General features: G+C 73.6%; 13 protein-coding genes. 4 read left to right on the top strand and 9 right to left on the bottom strand.

Annotated features, from left to right (window positions below; translation table 11 throughout):
- The first annotated feature begins 121 nt into the window (after positions 1–121).
- Entirely contained in the window at positions 122–1,729 is a 1,608-nt protein-coding gene (locus ACIP98_RS20580; protein WP_401977198.1) for a methionine--tRNA ligase, read from the top strand.
- Between the two features lie 372 nt (positions 1,730–2,101).
- Here ACIP98_RS20580 and ACIP98_RS20575 read toward each other — a convergent pair whose 3' ends face one another.
- From ACIP98_RS20575 to ACIP98_RS20560, 4 genes are all read right to left on the bottom strand, one after another.
- On the bottom strand, positions 2,102–2,566 hold the full coding sequence (locus ACIP98_RS20575; RefSeq protein ID WP_319662500.1) for an N-acetyltransferase: 465 nt from the start codon (positions 2,564–2,566) through the stop codon (positions 2,102–2,104).
- Between the two features lie 67 nt (positions 2,567–2,633).
- A complete protein-coding gene (locus ACIP98_RS20570) occupies positions 2,634–3,896 on the bottom strand; it encodes a hypothetical protein (protein WP_319662499.1) in 1,263 nt (420 codons plus the stop codon).
- Positions 3,893–5,605, bottom strand: coding sequence for a lipopolysaccharide biosynthesis protein (locus tag ACIP98_RS20565; protein WP_401977195.1), 1,713 nt, complete (start codon positions 5,603–5,605; stop codon positions 3,893–3,895). The genes ACIP98_RS20570 and ACIP98_RS20565 overlap by 4 nt, the downstream gene beginning before the upstream one ends.
- 23 nt (positions 5,606–5,628) lie before the next feature.
- Positions 5,629–6,885: a glycosyltransferase family 4 protein gene (locus ACIP98_RS20560; RefSeq protein WP_401977406.1), complete on the bottom strand. Its 1,257-nt coding sequence runs from the start codon at positions 6,883–6,885 to the stop codon at positions 5,629–5,631.
- A 166-nt stretch (positions 6,886–7,051) separates the two neighbouring features.
- Between ACIP98_RS20560 and ACIP98_RS20555 the strand changes: the two genes are divergently transcribed.
- The gene (locus tag ACIP98_RS20555) at positions 7,052–7,498 is read left to right on the top strand and encodes an adenylyltransferase/cytidyltransferase family protein (RefSeq protein WP_319662265.1); all 447 of its coding nucleotides are present in this window, start codon (positions 7,052–7,054) and stop codon (positions 7,496–7,498) included.
- Positions 7,499–7,516: 18 nt separating this feature from the next.
- Here ACIP98_RS20555 and ACIP98_RS20550 read toward each other — a convergent pair whose 3' ends face one another.
- Entirely contained in the window at positions 7,517–9,007 is a 1,491-nt protein-coding gene (locus tag ACIP98_RS20550) for a hypothetical protein (RefSeq protein WP_319662264.1), read from the bottom strand.
- Positions 9,008–9,135: 128 nt separating this feature from the next.
- On the opposite strand from ACIP98_RS20550, the gene ACIP98_RS20545 reads away from it, so the two are divergent.
- Together ACIP98_RS20545 and ACIP98_RS20540 are read left to right on the top strand one after the other, a co-directional pair.
- On the top strand, positions 9,136–9,681 hold the full coding sequence (locus tag ACIP98_RS20545) for a WcaF family extracellular polysaccharide biosynthesis acetyltransferase (RefSeq protein WP_319662263.1): 546 nt from the start codon (positions 9,136–9,138) through the stop codon (positions 9,679–9,681).
- The gene (locus ACIP98_RS20540; protein WP_319662262.1) at positions 9,678–10,841 is read left to right on the top strand and encodes a glycosyltransferase; all 1,164 of its coding nucleotides are present in this window, start codon (positions 9,678–9,680) and stop codon (positions 10,839–10,841) included. Before ACIP98_RS20545 ends, ACIP98_RS20540 begins: the two co-directional genes overlap by 4 nt.
- Here ACIP98_RS20540 and ACIP98_RS20535 read toward each other — a convergent pair.
- The 4 genes from ACIP98_RS20535 to ACIP98_RS20520 all read right to left on the bottom strand — a co-directional run bounded on the left by ACIP98_RS20535 (position 10,786) and on the right by ACIP98_RS20520 (position 17,488).
- On the bottom strand, positions 10,786–11,622 hold the full coding sequence (locus tag ACIP98_RS20535; protein WP_319662261.1) for a glycosyltransferase family 2 protein: 837 nt from the start codon (positions 11,620–11,622) through the stop codon (positions 10,786–10,788). The genes ACIP98_RS20540 and ACIP98_RS20535 overlap by 56 nt on opposite strands.
- The gene (locus ACIP98_RS20530) at positions 11,619–12,350 is read right to left on the bottom strand and encodes a hypothetical protein (protein WP_401977192.1); all 732 of its coding nucleotides are present in this window, start codon (positions 12,348–12,350) and stop codon (positions 11,619–11,621) included. The genes ACIP98_RS20535 and ACIP98_RS20530 overlap by 4 nt, the downstream gene beginning before the upstream one ends.
- Positions 12,347–14,581: a LamG-like jellyroll fold domain-containing protein gene (locus ACIP98_RS20525; RefSeq protein WP_401977191.1), complete on the bottom strand. Its 2,235-nt coding sequence runs from the start codon at positions 14,579–14,581 to the stop codon at positions 12,347–12,349. Before ACIP98_RS20525 ends, ACIP98_RS20530 begins: the two co-directional genes overlap by 4 nt.
- Before the next feature lie 108 nt (positions 14,582–14,689).
- Positions 14,690–17,488 carry a LamG-like jellyroll fold domain-containing protein gene (locus tag ACIP98_RS20520; protein ID WP_401977189.1) on the bottom strand — a complete coding sequence of 933 codons (2,799 nt, stop codon included), beginning with the start codon at positions 17,486–17,488 and terminating at the stop codon, positions 14,690–14,692.
- Between the last annotated feature and the right edge of the window lie 61 nt (positions 17,489–17,549).

Raw genomic sequence — 17,549 nt, 5'->3', positions numbered from 1 at the left:
GCCGCATGATGCCCCGCTGCCGGGGCTGCTGAGTCGGACGCGTCGCGTTTTCCGAGGCCCTGGACCGGGGCCTCGGCTGTTGTGCGCGTCGGAGCCCCGCCCCCTTTCGCAGGAGGTTCCGATGACCACGCATTCCCCGGGTCCCGCACCGGCCCCGTTCTACGTCACGACCACCATTCCGTACGTCAACGCCCGCCCCCACCTCGGCTTCGCGCTGGAACTGGTGCAGGCCGACGTGCTGGCCCGGCACCACCGCCGTGCGGGGGAGCCGGTGCGCTTCCTGAGCGGCACGGACGACAACTCCCTGAAGAACGTGCTCGCCGCGGAGGCCGAGGGCGTCCCCGTGCAGCAGTTCGTCGACCGCAACGCCGCCGCCTTCGCCGCGCTCGACGGGCCGCTCGCGCTGTCGCTCGACGACTTCATCCGCACCAGCCGCGACCCCCGGCACCGCGCGGGCGTGGAGCGGCTGTGGCACCGCTGCGCGGCGGCCGGCGACCTGTACCGCACGCACTACGAGGGCCTGTACTGCGTGGGCTGCGAGCAGTTCTGGACGCCCGGCGAACTCGTCGACGGGCGCTGCGCCGAGCACGGCACCGAGCCGCAGGCCGTCGCGGAGGAGAACTGGTTCTTCCGGCTGTCCCGTTGGACCGGTGTGCTGCGCGAGCTGATCGAGGACGGCCGGCTGCGGATCGAGCCTGCCGCCCGCCGCAACGAGGTGCTCGCCCTCCTCGGCCGGGGGCTCCGCGACTTCTCCGTCTCCCGCTCGCAGCACCGGGCCCGCGGCTGGGGCATCCCCGTGCCCGGCGACCCCGGCCAGGTCGTCTACGTGTGGTGGGACGCGCTGGGCAACTACGTCACCAGCCTGGGCTACGGCGGCGAGGACGGCGCGGGGGCGCCGGAGTACGAACGGTGGTGGGCCGGCGAAGGGCGCCGCGTGCACCTGGTGGGCAAGGGCGTGCTGCGCTTCCACGCCGTCTACTGGCCGGCCATGCTGCTGTCGGCCGGACTGCCGCTGCCCACGGACATCCTGGTCCACGACTACCTCACCGTCGACGGCCGGAAGATCAGCAAGTCCGCGGGCACGACCGTCGACCCGGTCGAACTGACCGCCGCCTACGGCACCGACGCCGTGCGCTGGTGGCTGCTGCGCGAGGTACCCAGGACCGGGGACGCGGACTTCACCCGCGAACGGCTCGTGACCCGCGCCGACGCGGACCTCGCGGGCGGCTTCGGCAACCTCGTCAACCGGGTGGTCACCATGGTCCATCGCTTCCGCGGCGGCACGGTGCCCGCGGGCGCGGGCGCGGGCGCGGGCGCGGGCGGGGGCGGGGTCCCGGAGCCCGGTACGGAGCACCTGTGGGCGGCCTGCGACGGCGCCGCGGCGGACGTCGCGCGGGCCCTGCACGAGGTCGACTTCCGGGGCGCCGCCGCGGCTGTGTGGCGGATCGTCGACGAGGCCAACCGCTGCATCGACGAGACCCGCCCCTGGGAACTGGCCCGCGCCGAACGCCGGCATCGCAACGCCTCCGCGGGCCGGCGCCTCGACGCGGTCCTGTCCGCCCTCCTCCACGCCTGCCGCACCCTCGGCGACGAACTCGCCCCCTTCCTCCCGCACGCCGCGTCCCGCATCTCCGCCCAGTGCGCTCCCGCCCCCGACGGCACCCTCCCGGTGCCCGTCCCCCTCTTCCCCCGTCTCGCCCCGGCACCGGGGGCGCCCCAGGCGCCGTGAGCCGTGGGTGCGGGGCCACCGGCCCGTCCAGGAGGCCAGGAGGCCGGGCTGCGGCGTCCTGGACGGGCGGTCACGCTGATCGCAGGTGATCGCCTTCTGCGTGTGCGGCGGGCGCGTGGTCCGCGTGCTCGGCGACGGCGTCGAGGGCGGAGCCGAATGCGACGGCCCCGGTTGCGGTGGCCGTGCCGTCATCGCGGGCATCGAGGAGCACTGGGCGGACGCGGACCCGGCCGCGTCCGGTTGCCCCTGCGGAGGCGGGGCGTTCGAGGGAGCCGTCGCGTTCGCAGCCGTGCGGGTTGGCGCCGACCGGGGCATCGACCACAGCGCCGCCGATCACCTGCTGAGCAGGGGCCTGGCCTCCGACCGGGAAGGTCAACCGCGGGGGTGGTGGTCGATGGTCCCGAGGGGCCAGTGCGCGGACAGCCAGGTCGTGACGGCCTCGTGCACGGGCGCGTCCAGCTCGGCCCTGTCGGCACGGACCCAGGAGCGGACGTCGGTGTCGTGGTCGTCGCTGCGGGAGGGATAGATGTAGACGCACCCGATCACCTCCCCGCCGGCGGTCTCGATGACGGTGTAGGTGAATCCACGGCGCTGGGCGAAGTCGTCCGCGTGACGCCGCAGGTCGACGAGGTTGGCCTCCAGGGTCATCCCCTCCGCGGGAGGCCATCCCCGGTCCTGGAAGCCCGGGGTGGCACGGATGTGCTCGATGCTGGAGGTCCACGCGGCGTGGTCGGCGGCGTTGTGCCGGGGCCCCAGGGGTTCCAGACGGAACCGCGGGGTGATCAGCTCCGCCGGTACGGCGAAGTCGTCGGGTACGAGGGCACGGTCGGAGGTCATGGGGCCGATGCTCATCCTTCGCGGGGGCGGGCGCGTTCCGTGGCCGGCGCGGTTGGCGCGCGGCGCGTCAGGCGCCCGCTGGGGTGGGTTCGGGGTGGGGGTCCTGGCCCGCGGTGGCGGGCGCGCGGCGGACGAGGGTGACGCGGGTCCACAGGACGGCGGCCTTGAGGGCGGAGCCGAGGGCGAGGCCCCAGGCCGCGCCGGGGACGGCGGCCAGCGCGTAACCGCAGACCATGAAGGCGATGGAGGCGAGGGAGAAGACGACCTGGATGGGCAGGGTCGCGCGGGGCTGGAGGACGCGCAGGGTGAGCAGGGCGCTGGTGCCCGCCGCGATGGCGGCGTACTGCGTGCCGGTGGCGGGGAGCAGGCCCTCCGCGGCCGGCCAGGTGGCGCCGAGGAGCTGGCGGCCGAACCGGTCGGGCAGGGCCGTCAGTACCGCCGTCCACACGGCGGCGACGGCGGCCAGGATCCCGGCGAGCACGGCCGTGGCCCGGACCTGGCCGCGCATGCCGGGTACCCGGCCCAGCAGCGGCGGCCCGAAGGCGGTGGCGGAGTTGAAGAGCACGTTCATCGGCCCGAAGAGGGTGGTCGTGCCGCGCAGTGCGCCGACCGCCAACGGGCTGGCGAACAGGCCGAGTCCGACGACCGCGAGCTGGCTGGAGGCGTTGCCGACCCCGTACTCGACCACGAAGCGGCGCCCCAGGTGCCCCTTGCGCAGGAAGCGCCGCACGTCCGAGGGCGCGCCGCGCAGCCGGGGCGCGAGCAGCGCGATGCCGGCGAGCAGGGCGGGCACCGCCGACAGCCCCCACACGGCCACCAGGCGCGCGGGCCCGGCGCCGTGCGGCTGCAGGGCGAGCGCGGGCAGCGCGACGGCGAGCCGCAGCACGTCCCCGACCAGGGCGAGATGCGGCAGGCGGAGGGTGGAGAAGCAGTAGCGCAGCCCGTCCTGCGTGAGGACCAGGGGCAGTACCAGCCCGAGGACCGCCAGTGCCCGTGCGGTCGTACCCGGTACCAGGACGAGGACCGCCGCCATCGTGACGCCGACGACCGCCGACGCGACGGCGACGAATCCGGCCGCCGAGCGGCACGCGGCGCGCACCGCGGAGTCCTCGCCGCGTTCCAGCACCAGCGCCTGGCCGACGTAGGAGACGTTGACGCCGAGCAGCACGGAGAAGACGGCGTAGACCATCGAGAAGACCGAGAATCCGGCCGCGCTGGACAGCCGGGCGGCGACCACGAGCACGAGGATGTTCGTGAGCGCGGCGACACCCTGGTCGAGGACGGAGCAGACGATGGCGGCCTTGGCGCCGGGCGCCGGCCGCTCCGTCACCGGGTCACCGTGCGCAGCGGGATGGTGTCCGTGGTCTTGTCCTCGGCCGTCAGGGCGGGGGCCGGGGCCGTGTCCGCGGCCGGCGTCTCCGCGCCCGCCCCGCCCGTGGCACCCGCGCCCGCCGCCGCCGCGGCGCGCGGCGCGGCGGCCTTGCGGTTGCGCCGGGCGAGCCGCCGCCGTGACCACCAGCGGCCGCCCGGCGGGCTGTGCAGCACGGAGCCGAGCACGGTGCTGCCCGCGCCGCTGATCAGCTGCCGCACCCGGTCCAGGTCGGCGCGGTGCACCGCGTGCGGGTCGGCGACGACCAGGACGCCGTCGATGCGGTCGGCCAGCGCCAGCGCGTCCGCGTACGTCAGGACCGCCGGGGCCAGGACGACGACGGCCGACCCCGGCTCGTCGGCCTCCGCGAACAGCCGCCCGGCAGCGGCCGAGGTGAGCGCGCGGGCCACATTGCGCACCCGGCGTCCCGGCACGAGGTCGAAGGAGCCGGACTCGCCCGCGTCGACGGGCACCTGGATGCCGGCCGGCCAGCCGCCCTCGCTGAGCTGCGGGGAGCGCGCCCAGCCGGGCCGGGAGCCGTCCGCCGCGCGCAGCCGCGCCGACAGTCCGGGGGTGCGCAGGTCGGCCTCGACCAGCAGGACGTCCATGCCCATCTCGGCGAAGGACGCGGCCAGGTTGACCGCCACCGCGGCGGCCGTGTCCCCGGTGCCGCGCGGGGCGACCACCAGCAGCCGCCGCCGGTCGGCGAAGCGCTGGTCGTAGGCGAGCCGGAAGGCGACGGAGCGGTACTCCTCGGCCAGGCGCGGGTCGGCGTGGTCGACGGCGAGCAGCGGGCCGCTCCTGGTGCGCGGCAGCGTGCCCAGCACGGGCGCGCGCAGCGCCCGCACCACGTCGCCCTCGGAACGCGCGGTGGGGTCGAAGACCAGCCGTACCCAGGCGGCGAGCAGGCCGACGGCGACGCCGACGAGCGCGCCGAGCCCGAGCATCATCGCCAGTCCGGGGCCGGAGGGCGCGTCCGGCGGGGTCGCGACGCGGTTCCAGCTGCCGGGGGTGGTGTCCAGTGACTGCAACTCGGTGATGCGGCTGCTGAGTTCGGAGATACGGCCGACGAGCGTGGCCTGCACGGTGGTGGCCGCGTCCAGGGTGGGTCCCTCGCCGAGGCCGGCGATCTGGGCGTCGAGCTCCTTGCGCTGCTTGACGACCGGGTCGAGCTGCTTCTGCAGGCCGTGCACGGTGTTCTTGATGGTGTTCTCGGTGCTCTCCTTGCGCGCGTCCATGAAGGCCGTGGCCAGGGCGTTGGCGCGGCGGGCCGCCTCGTCCGCGTCGGTCCAGGTGTACGCGAAGCGCAGCACCACGGTGTTGGGCGGGTTGGTGACCTGCAGGTCGGACTGGAGCTCGGGCACCGCCCGCGAGGACAGCCCGAGCCGCTTGGCGGCGCGCTTGGCGATCTCGTTGCTCATCGCGGTCTGCCGCTCCGAGCCGATGTTGATCGACTTGTCGGGCGAGGACGCACCCGCGGCGAACGGGTCGGTCGTGGCGGCGCGCAGCACCACCTCGCTGGTGGCCACGTAGCTGTCGCTGCCGGTCAGCGCCAGGTAGCCGCCGCCCAGCAGGCCGAGCAGCACACCCGCCACGAGCAGCGCGCGGTAGCGGATGAGCTGCCGGAACTGGTCCCGGAGGAGATCGGGTTCGTCCTGTGCCTCGGACATCTGCGAACCGTGCGGTTGATCACTCACGTGCGTGGAACCCCCCATGCGTCCGACCCCACAGGATCGGCACCTCGCGTCGTTGTGTCCAGTGCCTCGGCGAGCAGCGCGCTCATCCGTGACAGTCCCGCTTCGCGGCTGAGATGAGCCGCCACGTACGCCGGGCCGCGGGCGCCCAGTTCGTCGGCTGCCTCCGGGTCCTGGGCCAGTGCCCGGACCGCCTTCAAGAACGCCTCCGGGTCCTCCGGCGCCACCAGCAGCCCGGCCTCGGAGCGCACCACCTCCTGGGCGGTGCCCCCCTCGGCGGCGACGGAGGCGATGACCGGGCGACCGGAGGCGAAGTACGAGGTGAGCTTGGAGGGGATGCTCATGTCCAGCACCGAGGCGCGCTGCGTGACCGCCAGCACGTCGGCGGCGGCCAGCACGTCGGGGAACTCCGCGTCCCCGGCGGGCGGGGCGAACTCCAGGTTCGGCACGTCCGCGGCCAGCAGTCGCAGGTGATCGCGCTGGTTGCCGTCGCCCATGAGCACGATCCGCACCGACGGGTCACGGCGGGCCGCCTCCACCAGCACGTCCAGGCCCTGCTTGAGCCCCATGTTGCCGGAGTGCAGCACCACCGTCCGCTCCGGGGCCCAGCCCAGCCGGGCCCGGGTCTCCTCGCGCGGGCGCGAAGGACGGGCCACGTGCGACCAGTTGGGCACCAGGCGGATGCGGCCGCGGTCGATGCCCATCGCGGCGACCTTGTCGACGAAGGTCTCGTGGATGACGCCGACCAGCGTCGCCCGCTTCAGCGCGTACGCCTCCGCCGCTCCCGCGATGGCCGCCGCCCGGTCCCCGCCGCGGATGCCGCTCTGCGCCGCCGCCGCACCCATGAGGTCCTGCACCACGGGTATGTACGGCACCTTGTGCCGGGCCGCGACCCGGGCGCCGATCACACCGCCCGCCAGGCTCGGCATCTGCGCCACCACCGCGTCGGGACGGATCCGCGGTGCCGCCACCAGGCCGTGCGCCAGGACCGACGCCTCGAACAGGCCGCGCCGCAGCGCGGTCTGACGCGGCGGCACGGTGTGCCGGCGCCGGTGCACCGTGACGCCCGCGCGGTGCTCCTCGGCACGCCACACCCCGCGGTAGGCCGGGTCGAGCCGCCACGACGGGTAGTGCGGCATCCCGGCGAGCACATGGACCTCGGCCCCGCCGCCGTCGGGCGCCGCCCAGTGCTCGGCGATCTGCGTGGCGTACGGGCCGATACCCGCGTGCTCGGGCGCGTAGTTGGTGGAGACCAGCAGCAGAGTGCGGCCCTGGAACTCGGGCACGGACGGACCCCTTCCCCCCAGAAGTGACCAGATGCTCACCTTAACCGTTCACCAGAGAAACATGCCGCCTTCACGCTAATGTCTGAGACTCCGCAACTCGCGAGAAGGTTGTGTTCCTGTGGGGGGGATTGACAACATGTCGCACCGAGTGGGCTACGCTCCCGGCGTCTACGACCTGTTCCACGTCGGGCATCTGAACATCCTGCGGCACGCCCGCAGTCAGTGCGACTACCTCGTCGCCGGGGTGGTCTCCGACGAGATGGCCGCCCTCGCCAAGGGGCGCACCCCGGTTGTGCCGCTCATCGAGCGCCTGGAGATCGTCCGCAGCGTGCGCTTCGTGGACGCCGCCTTCGTCGAGACCGTTCCCGACAAGCTGGAGACCTGGCAGCAGGTCCGCTTCGACGTCATCTTCAAGGGCGACGACTGGCGCGGCACCGACAAGGGGCTGCGGCTGGAACGGGACTTCGCCACCGTCGGCGTCGAGGTCGTCTACTTCCCGTACACCGTGCACACCTCCAGCACGCAACTGCGCCGCGCCCTGGACGCGCTGACCACGCCCGCCGCCGGGGCCTCCGCGCAGTAGGCGGTGCGCGGCCGGCGGTCAGCGCAGCAGCCTGCGCGGGTCCGAGCGCAGGGTGGTCACCAGCGCGAAGCAGATCAGCGCCACGCCGATGCGGCCCGAGGCCTGCAGCAGCGGGCCGCGCAGCAGGATGAAGGAGTACCCGGCGATCAGCGGGATGACGATCGCCATGACATTGCCGGGGCGCCGGTCGACGGCGGTCCGCCGGGCATAGAGGCGGTCGCCGCGCGCGGACAGGTAGCCCAGGCCCAGGAAGCCCGCGACGACGCCCCCCGCGCCGAAGTCGATCCACAGCTCCGCCCACATGGGGGAGGAGAGGTTGACGTTCTTCATGCCCATCCACTGGCCGATCATGACGCCGGTGTCGCGCGGTTTGCCCGGCCACACCGAGCGCGGCACGAAGAAGAACACGGAACCCGCGATCTGCCGCCCGTAGAAGTGGCCGGGTCCGCTGTCGGCGAAGGTGACGGTGTTGGCGAACATGCCCACCTGGTCGTAGTCCTTGACGGCGAGCGGTTCGAAGACCGACGTGGTCTCCACCGGTTTGTAGCCGCCGTCGTCGTACCGGAAGCGGTCGGCGAAGGGGAAGACCACCAGGGCGCCGATGACGCCGAGGGCCAGCGCCGCCCGGTACATCGCGGGGCTTCTCGGGAAGGCCGTGAACAGGAAGGAGAACAGAACCGTCAGGAACCAGTAACGCGGGTTGGAGACGGGGTTGTTCACCACCGCGTTGAGCAGCAGCAGGGCGCCCCAGGTCGCGATGACCAGCGGCCGGCGCCGGGCCCGCCGCGAGGTCACCAGCCAGCGCGTGAAGATCAGCAGGGCCACCAGCGCCGGCACGGTGCCGAAGCCGCGCAGGAAGGCGGAGCCCACATTGGACTCGGCGGAGGCGGCGCCGTCGGCGCGGATGGTGTCGGTGATCGCCTGCCGGCTGCTGAAGAAGACCGCGGGGCCGCCGAGCTTGACGACCAGCAGCGCGCTGCCCGCGAAGGCGACCGCCGCCAGCAGGAACACCCGCTTGCGGTGGAAGGACGCCGAGCGCTCCCGCCGCCGGGCCCGCCGGATGGGGCGGTGCCGCGACAGCAGCGTGCCCACGTCGAACGCGGCGCAGCCGATCAGCACCAGGGCGACCGCCACCAGCAGGTCCGCCCGGGTGCCGACCACCGGCGTGGGCGTCTGGTCCAGGACGTCCTGGGCGAGCGGGGCGACGCCCATCGCCACGTACACGAAGAGCCAGAACGAGCCCTGGATCAGCTTGCGATGGGCCGTCAGCGCCATCACCGCGAGCCGGATGCCCGCATAGCTGGTCAGCACCATCTGCACCCAGAAGACGCTGTCCCGTACGCCCGGCCCCGGCTGCACGGCGACCAGCGCGGGCAGGAACAGTCCCAGACCGAGGATCAGCGGCACCGCCAGTGCCCGGGACAGCAGCGCCCGCGGCGAGACGGCCGGGACCTCAACCTTGCCCGGCGGCAGGCCCGGTGACCGGATTTCGTGCGTCTGAACCGCCATGCAACAGCCCCCCAACGATTCCCCTCGGGCAGTCTATAGATCCGGCTGCCCCGCAACCGTGTACGCCGATAATCTGTGCGGACGGTGCCGGGGAGGGCACGGGTACGGGGGACACAGGGGGGTGCGCCGTGACGGCACGTGATCTGACGGCCTTCACACTGGCCGGGTACGACAAGGGGCGGGGCAAGGTGGTCCAGGCCCTGTGGTTCGCCGTGATGAACACCGTCTTCGCCGCCTGGTTCTGCCCGGCGCGGCTGCGGGTCGCCCTGCTGCGCGCCTTCGGCGCCACGATCGGCGAGGGCGTGCTCGTGCGCCACCGGGTGCGGGTGCTGTGGCCCTGGAAACTGACGGTCGGCGACCACACCTGGATCGGCGAGGGCGCCTGGCTGCTCAACCTGGAGCCCATCACCCTCGGCGCCCATGTCTGCGTCTCGCAGGAGGCGCTGCTCTGCACCGGCAGCCACGACCACCGCGCGGTGGACTTCCGCTACCGCAACGCGCCCATCACCGTCGAGGACGGCGCCTGGGTCGCCGCCCGCGCCGTCGTGCTCGCCGGGGTGACCGTCGGCCGGCACGCGGTCGTCGCCGCCGGCACCGTGCTCGCCAGGGACCTGCCCGAGCTCACCCTGCACGCGGCCGACGGCACGCGCCCGCTCAAGGAGCCGCAACGGTGAAGGTCCTGCACGTCGTCACCCTGCACACGCCCACCAACGCCTTCGGCGGTCCCACCCGGGTCGCCCTCAACCTGGCCGCGGGCCTGCGCGGCCGCGGCGTCGACGCCGAACTCGTCACCCTGGGCGACGGGTTCCCGCCGGGGCGGTTGCCGGACGAGGTGGAGGGCGTGCCCGCGCGGGTCTTCCAGGCCCGGCACGTCCTGCCGCGCTTCGAGGTCTCCGGGATCACCTCGCCCTCGCTGCTGGCCGGCGCCCGGCGCCTGGTGCGCTCGGCCGACGTCGTCCACGTCCACCTGATGCGCGACCTGATCACGCTGCCGGTGGCGGTGGCGGCGCTCCAGTGCGGCCGGCCGCTGGTGCTGCAGACCCACGGCATGATCGACCCCAGCGACAAGCCGCTCGCCAAGGTGCTGGACGCCCTCGCCACCAAGCGCCTGCTGCGCCGCGCGGACGCCGTCCTGCACCTCACCGAGTGGGAGCGCGGCGACCTGGAGGCCGTCGCCGGCCCCGGCGGACCGGCCCGTCCCGTACGGCTGCCCAACGGCACCGCGCTGCACCAGCCGCGCACCCGCAGCGGCCCGCCGACCGTCCTCTACCTGGCGCGGTTCCAGACCCGCAAGCGTCCGCGCGACTTCGCCGCCGCGATCCCGGAGGTGCTGGGGCGGTACCCCGACGCGCGCTTCGTCCTGGCCGGACCCGACTCGGGCGAGCTGGCCGGCACCCTGGAGGCCGTCCGCGAGCTCGGCGTGACGGATGCGGTGCGGCACGTCGGGCCGCTCAGCCACGCCGAGGCGCTGGAGGCCTTCCGCGCCGCCGACGTCTACGTCCTGCCCTCCGTGGACGAGCCGTTCGCGATGTCGCTGCTGGAGTCGATGTCGGTGGGCACGCCCGTCGTCGTTCGGGAGTCCAACGGCCTCGCCCCCGACATCGATCGGGCCGGCGCAGGCCGTGTCGTGCACCGCCCCGGCGACGTCGGCGCGGCGGTCCTGGACCTGCTCCGGCCGGAGGCCAACCAGGCGGCCTCGCAGGCCGCCTGGCGCCTCATCAGGGACGAACTGTCGCTGGACGCCGTGCTCGACACCCTCCAGGAGGTGTACGAGACGGCTATGAAGGCGCCCGCTCGCGCGTCTTCAGCCCGATCTGCCAGCGGTAGAAACTGAGCGCCAGCGCGTAGTCGAACCCGGCGCGGCCGTCGAGGAAGCCCCGTCGGGCGACGTAGGTGTAGCCGAAGAAGAGCAGCGGCTTGAACGGCACCTTCTGGAACAGCCGACCCTGCCGGGTCTTCAGCCCGCGCACCTGCTCCTTGGCGCCCGGGTGGTGCTCCAGCCACGCCTCCCAGTCGGAGTAGCGGTTGTGCCGGTCGAACCAGGTGCGCACCGGGTCCAGGTCGCGGTGCTCGATGCGCCCCCGCAGCCGCCCGACCGGGCCGTCCGCCGTCGGCTGGTAGTGGCCCTCCTGCTCGCCCATGCCGGGCGCGGCCAGGTCGTCGACCTCGGGGTAGGAGACCCGGGTGCGGTCCAGCAGCGAGCGCTTGACCACGGTGTGGCCGCGCCGCAGCGGGCGTCCGGCGAACCAGTACAGCAGCGGGATGTCGAAGGCGGCCGCCGTGACCGGCCGGGCGAAGAGCTCCCGCAGCTCGGCGATGAGCTCCGGCGTCGGCACCTCGTCGCCGTCCAGGAAGAGCAGCCAGGGCACGTCCGGGTACACGTTCTCCAGGCACCACTGCTTCTTCTTCGGGTAGCCGCCGTCCCAGGTGTACGGGACGACCTCGGCGCCGTGCGCCACGGCGATCGCCTGCGTGTCGTCGGTGCTGCCGGAGTCGACGACCACGACCGCCTCGAAGTGGCCGGCGACCGCGTCGACGGTCGTGGCGATGTTCTCGGCCTCGTTCTTGGTGGGGATCGCCACCACCACGGGCAGTCTGCTGACGAGTTCGGTCATCGGTCCTCCTTCGCCCACGCGAAGCAGCCGCGGGAGCCGAAGGTCCTGGCGGCGGCGGTGACGGTGACCTTGCGGGCGGTGCCGGACTTCGTCCCCACCGTCCACGTGCAGTCCTTGGTGGGGGTCAGGGCGCGGTAGGTGCCGGGCGTGATGACGCTGCCCGCCTTCGCCTTGGCGCCGACGGTGTAGGAGCCGTCGGCGAAGCCGGTCTCGGCGGCCCGCAGGATGTCCTCCTGCTTCGGGCACAGATGGGTGACCGCGCCGTTGGCGCCGCCGATCTGGCCGGTGATGATGCCGCCGATGGCGGCGTCCCGGTCGATCCGGGCGACCGAGGCGATGCGGTCGCAGGTCTCCTGGCCGAGCTGGAGCACGGCCGCCGGATCGGTGCCCTTGGGAACCCGTCCGGTCAGATAGGCCTTCTCCTTCTTGGTGAAGGAGCCGGTGACCGGGGTCAGTTCGCCCTGGGGGACCTTGGGCCCGCTGGGGACGGTGTCGGAGGCGGGGTCCGCCGGCGCGGAGGGCGCGGAGGTGGCACCGGCGGACCCGGTGGACGCCGTGGCGGGTGCGGTCGCGGCGGGGGCGGATCCGCCCCGCGCGGCGTCCTTCGTGCCGGAGCCGCCGGACCCGCCGGGGCCGTCCGAACCGCTGGAGCAGCCGGTGAGCAGCACCGCCGCCGCCGTCACGAGGACGGCGGCGGCGAGGCGGACCCGGCGGTGCGTACGGGTCATCCGTTCGTCCCCAGGGAGTAGTGAAGGGCGATCTGCGCGGGCGACAGGACGCTCGGGTAGATCGCGGTCTCGTCGAGGGAGCCGGCGAAGTAGTTGCTGGTCGGGCGGCTGGTCCAGCCCGACAGATTGTCCCCGCCGACGTGCCAGTAGCCGGTGTAGTCGGTGCCCCCGGTGGTGAACGGACTGGATGCCTGCAGCGCGCCGTCGACGTACAGCCGCATCCCCGTCGAGCCCTGCGTGGCGACGACGTGGTGCCACTGGCCGTCGTTGTAGGCCGCGGAGGTGGTGACGGTGCGGTTGCTGCCGCTGCGCACACCGAAGATCAGCCGGCCCGCGTTGGTCATGTAGACGTGCTTGTCCGTGGTGGCGCTGATCTCGGAGGTCCGGTCGCCGAAGCCGACGAGCTTCCCGCCGGCGGTGGTCGTCGTTCTGAACCAGGTCTCGATGCTGTACGAGGACGGCCGGCTGTGCTTGGCGTCGCTGTACGACCACTGCGTCGTGCCGTTGTACGTCACGGCCGTACTGGCCGAACCGGTCAGCGCGCCCGGGCTGACGCCGCGGGTCGGGCCGCCGACGTGGTTGCCGCCGTCGTCCGCCGGGGAGTTGTCGGCGACGAAGGTGTTGGCGGTCTCGTTGTAGCGCCAGTACAGCGTCGCGCCGTCGGCGAGGACCTGGGTCGGGTAGGCCTCGGGCACGGTCGCCGCGGTCACCGTCTGGGTCGGGGACTTGACAGTGGTGTTGGTGCCGTCGCTCGCGGTCACGCGGTAGGTGTACGTGGCGCCCGCGGTCACGTCGGTGTCGGTCCAGGTGAACTGCGGGCGGACCCACGGGAGCGACGACGCGGTCGTGGTGTACACCGGCGTCGCGCCGCCGTTCTTGTACACGCGGTAGGTCAGCGAGCTGTCGTCGAGGTCCAGGCTGGTCTGCACGCGCACCGCGACCGAACCCGGCGTCACGCTGGAGACGTTGACGTTCGGCGTCGTCGGGACCCCCGTGTCGGGACCGGAGGCGAAGCGGGTCAGGCCCTGCTGGGCCACCCCGTTGACCGTGGTGAACTCACCGCCCACCCACAGGTAGTCGGTGCCGCCGGAGGAGGCCAGGCTCATGGCGCGCGGGCCGATGCCCTCGCCCAGGCCGTCGTTGGTGTCGGGGAACCAGCCCAGCTTCGCCGGGTTGTCGACGCCCTGCGCGAGCAGGTGCTTGCGCCGCTGGTTGGGGTACTCGTTCATGGTGCTGCAGTCGTGCGCGTGCGAGCCGCTGTACAGCACGGTCTTGTAGACCTCGACCGACTGGGTGGCTCCCAGGCAGGTGTCCCGCCAGCGCTGGTTGAGGTCGCTGAGGTTGATCGCGATACGGCCGTCGAACACGCCGCCGCCGGTGCCCTCGTTGCCGGTGTAGAAGCCGGTCGCGTCGGTGGCGATGTCCTTGACGACCGAGGTCGACGGGATGAAGGAGGAGCCGTAGCCCTTGACCACCGCGCCGGTGCCGGCGTCCACGACGGCCAGCGCGTGCGAGGCGGTCCCGTTGACCCGGTCGAAGTCGCCGCCCAGGATCGCCTTGCTCCCGTCCGGGGTGAGCGCGAGCGCGCGGCCGGGCGCGTCGCCGTCGGCGGTGAAGGGGGTGACGGCGCCGGAGGTGCTCACGGCCGCGAAGTCGCTGCGGGGCTGGCCTCCGACGGAGGAGAAGTCGCCGCCCAGGTAGACGGTGTCGCCGCTGACGGCCAGGGCGCGCACGGTGGCGTTGACCGACACCCCGAACCCGGACTTCACGGCGCAGGTCGCGATGTCGATCGCGGCCAGGCTGCTCACCGGCGTCCCGTTGACCGCCCCGAAGAAGCCGCCCGCGTACAGGGTCGTGCCGTCCGGCGAGACGGCCAGCGCCCTGACGGTCGCGGTACCCGAGCCGACGGTGAAGGACAGCTTGCAGTCCGTCGGCGCGCCGGTCGCCGCGTCGAAGGCGGCGAAGTTGACCGCCTCCTGCTCACCGGCGCCCCCCGCCGCCTCCCCCGACGGCCGCACCGACGAGAAGGTGCCGCCCGCGAAGACGGTCCCGTTCGCCTGTGCCATCGCGAAGACGATGCCGTTGGTCTGCCAGGTCGGCAGGTTGTCGGCGGTGATCGCCACCGGCGCGGTCAGCGCGCCGGCCGGCTGCGGTGCCACCGCGCCGGCCGCCAGCGAGCCCGCCGCCACGGTCAAGGCGGCGGATATGGATCTGAGCTTGCGCTTTCTCATGTGCCCCCCAAAGGCCCCCAGAGCCCGGGCGCCCCCTGCGGTGCCCGTGCACCGCAGGGTAGGGCGTGGCATACGTCCGATGGACGTGCTTTGAAGAAAAAGTGAGCACTAAGGTGCGCCGAACGTCAGAACGAGTTCCGGGTGGTTCCCGGTGCCCGCGGCCTCGCTCGACCACAGCCACAAGGCGTCCGTGCCCGCGCCGGTGAGCGCGAGGTCGTAGGAGCCGCCCAGCGCCCCGCTCGGCCCCGAGGGACTCAGCGCCGCCGTGTACGTGGTCTGGGAGGCGGTCGCGCCGCTCAGCGTGCCCAGCACGGTGGAGGACAGGGCCGGGCGGTTGCCGTACGTCGCGCCGGTCTCGGTCCAGGCCCCGGTGACCGGGACGACGTTCTGGCTGTCGGCGGAGCCCGCGGTGGGGTCGGAGTTGGTGCGCACCCGCAGCGTCGCGGACTTCAGCACCGTGCCGGCGGGCGCGGACGGCAGTGCGAAGTGCAGGTAGGTGACGTACGCCGAGCCGCCGCGCACGGCCAGCGACCCGGAGGTGCCGTAATTGGTGGAGGGCGCCCCGGCGTTGACGTAGGTGTCCGCGTCGGCTGCCACGGTGACCTGGGTGTCCTGCGGCGGCGGTGTGCCGCCGCCACCGGTGCCCAGGGCGTGGTGCTCGGCGACTTGGGCGGCGGTCAGCACGAGCGGGTACACGGCGGTCTCGTCCAGCTGTCCGGCGAAGAAGTTGCTCGCCGGCTGCTCGGGCCAGCCGCTGAGGTTGTCGCCGCCGACCCGCCAGTAGCCCGCGTAGTCCTGGCTGGTGGTGGTCGTGCCGCTGCCCGCCGGGGCCCCGTCGACGTACAGCCGCATGCCGCCGCCGCCCTGGGTGGCCACCACGTGGTGCCAGGCGCCGTCGTTGTAGGCGGCGGTGGTGGTGACCGTGCGGGTGCCGCCGTTGTAGACGCCGAAGACCAGCCGGCCGTTGTTGGTCATGTAGAGGTGCTTGTCGTAGCTGGCGCTGAGGTTGTCGTCCACGTTCCGGTCGCCGAAGCCGATCAGCTTGCCGCCGGAGGTGGTCGTGGTCCGGAACCAGGTCTCGATGCTGTACGCGGCCGGGCGCGGGTGCCGGGCGTCGCTGTAGGCGTAGTCGTTGGTCCCGTTGAAGCCCATGGCCGTGCCGCCGCCGGGCACCGCGCCCGGGGCCTGCCGGTACAGCGGGCCGTTGAGGTAGACCGCGTTGTCGTCGCCCGGCGAGGAGTCGGCGCCGAACTGGCCGGAGGCCTCCTCGTAGCGCCAGTACAGCGTCGCGCCGTCGGCGACCACCCGCGCCGGGTAGGCCTGCGTGCCGCCTGCCGCCGTCACCGACTGAGCGGCGGACTGGGCGCTGGTGTTGGTGCCGTCGCTCGCGCTGACCCGGTAGGAGTACGTGGTGCCCGGGGTGACCGAGGTGTCGGTGAAGGTGAGCTGCGGGCGCGACCAGGGCAGCGAGGGGCCGGTCGTGGTGTACACCGGAGTGCTCGACCCGTTGCGGTAGACGCGGTACGTCAGCGGCCCGTCGTCCAGGTCCAGGCCGGACCGCCAGCGCACCGCGACCTCGCCGGCCCGCACGCTGGAGACGTTCACCTCGGGCACGCTCGGCGCCCCGGTGTCGGGGCCGGAGGCGAAGCGGGTCAGACCCTGCTGGGCCGCCCCGGCGACGGTGGTGAACTCGCCGCCCACCCACAGGTAGTCGGTGCCGCCGGATGAGGCCACCGTCATCACCCGCGGCCCCAGGCCCTCGCCGATGCCGTCGTTGGTGTCGGGGAACCAGGGCAGCAGCGTCGGGTCGTCCACCGACTCGGCCAGCAGGTGCTTGCGCCGCTGGTTGGGGTACTCGCCCATGCTGCTGCAGTCGTGCGCGTGCGAGCCGCTGTAGAGCACCGTGCGGTACACGACGACGGACTGGGTGGCGCCCAGGCAGTTGTCCCGCCAGCGCTGCCCGAAGTCGGTGGTGTTCAGGGCGATGCGGCCGTCGAAGACCCCGCCGCCGGTGCCCTCGTTGGCGGTGAAGACCGCCGTGGCGTCGGCGGTGAGGTCCTTGACCACCGACGTGGGCGGTATGAAGCCCACCGGGTAGGCCCGGGTCAGGGCGCCGCCCGCGGTGTCGACCACGGCCAGCGCGTGCGAGCCGGTGCCGCCGACGGTGTCGAAGTCGCCGCCGATGACGGCGTGCGCGCCGTCCGGGGTGAGCTGGATCGCCCGGCCGGGCTTGTCGGCGTCCGGGTTCCAGGCGCGCAGCGCCCCGGCTGCGGACAGGGCGGCGAAACGCGGTCGGGACTGGCCGGCGACGGAGGTGAAGTCGCCGCCCGCGTAGACCGTGTCCCCGGTGACCGCCAGCGCCCGCACCGTCGCCGAGAACGTCGGCCGGAAGGAGGCGACCGGGGTGCAGGTGGCGATGTCGATCGCGGCCAGGCTGCTGACGGTGACGCCGTTGACGGCGTTGAACCAGCCGCCCGCGTAGAGCGTCCGCCCGTCCGGCGAGACCTCCAGGGCGCGCACGGTCGCGGTGCCCGAGCCGATGGTGAAGGAGAGCCGGCAGCCGGTGGGCGCGCCGGTCGCCGCGTCGAAGGCGGCGAAGTTGACGGCGGGCTGCGTGGTCGTGCCCGCGCCGGAGGAGCGGATGACGGAGAACGTGCCGCCGGCGAAGACGGTGCCGCCCTGCTGGGCCATCGCCCACACCACGCCGTTGGTCTGCCAGGTGGGCAGCGGGTCGGCGGTCATCGCGACCGGCGCTGTAAGGGCCGCGGCGGGCGGCGCGGTCGCGACCGCCGCCCCGGCGAGCGACGCCGCCGTCAGTGCGAGCGCGGCCGACAGCGTTCTCGCCGTTCTCGCCGTTCTCGCCGCGCTGGTCGTGCTGGTCGTTTCGGCAGTTCCCGCAGTGCGCATGAGCCCCCCAGCCCTCGCGACCCCCGGCGGCGCAGAAACGAACCGCCTGGCACGGCAGCGT

Source organism: Streptomyces sp. NPDC088354 (assembly GCF_044753585.1).
In the GTDB taxonomy this organism is placed as follows: domain Bacteria; phylum Actinomycetota; class Actinomycetes; order Streptomycetales; family Streptomycetaceae; genus Actinacidiphila.
This window is presented reverse-complemented; position numbering and strand designations above follow the sequence as displayed.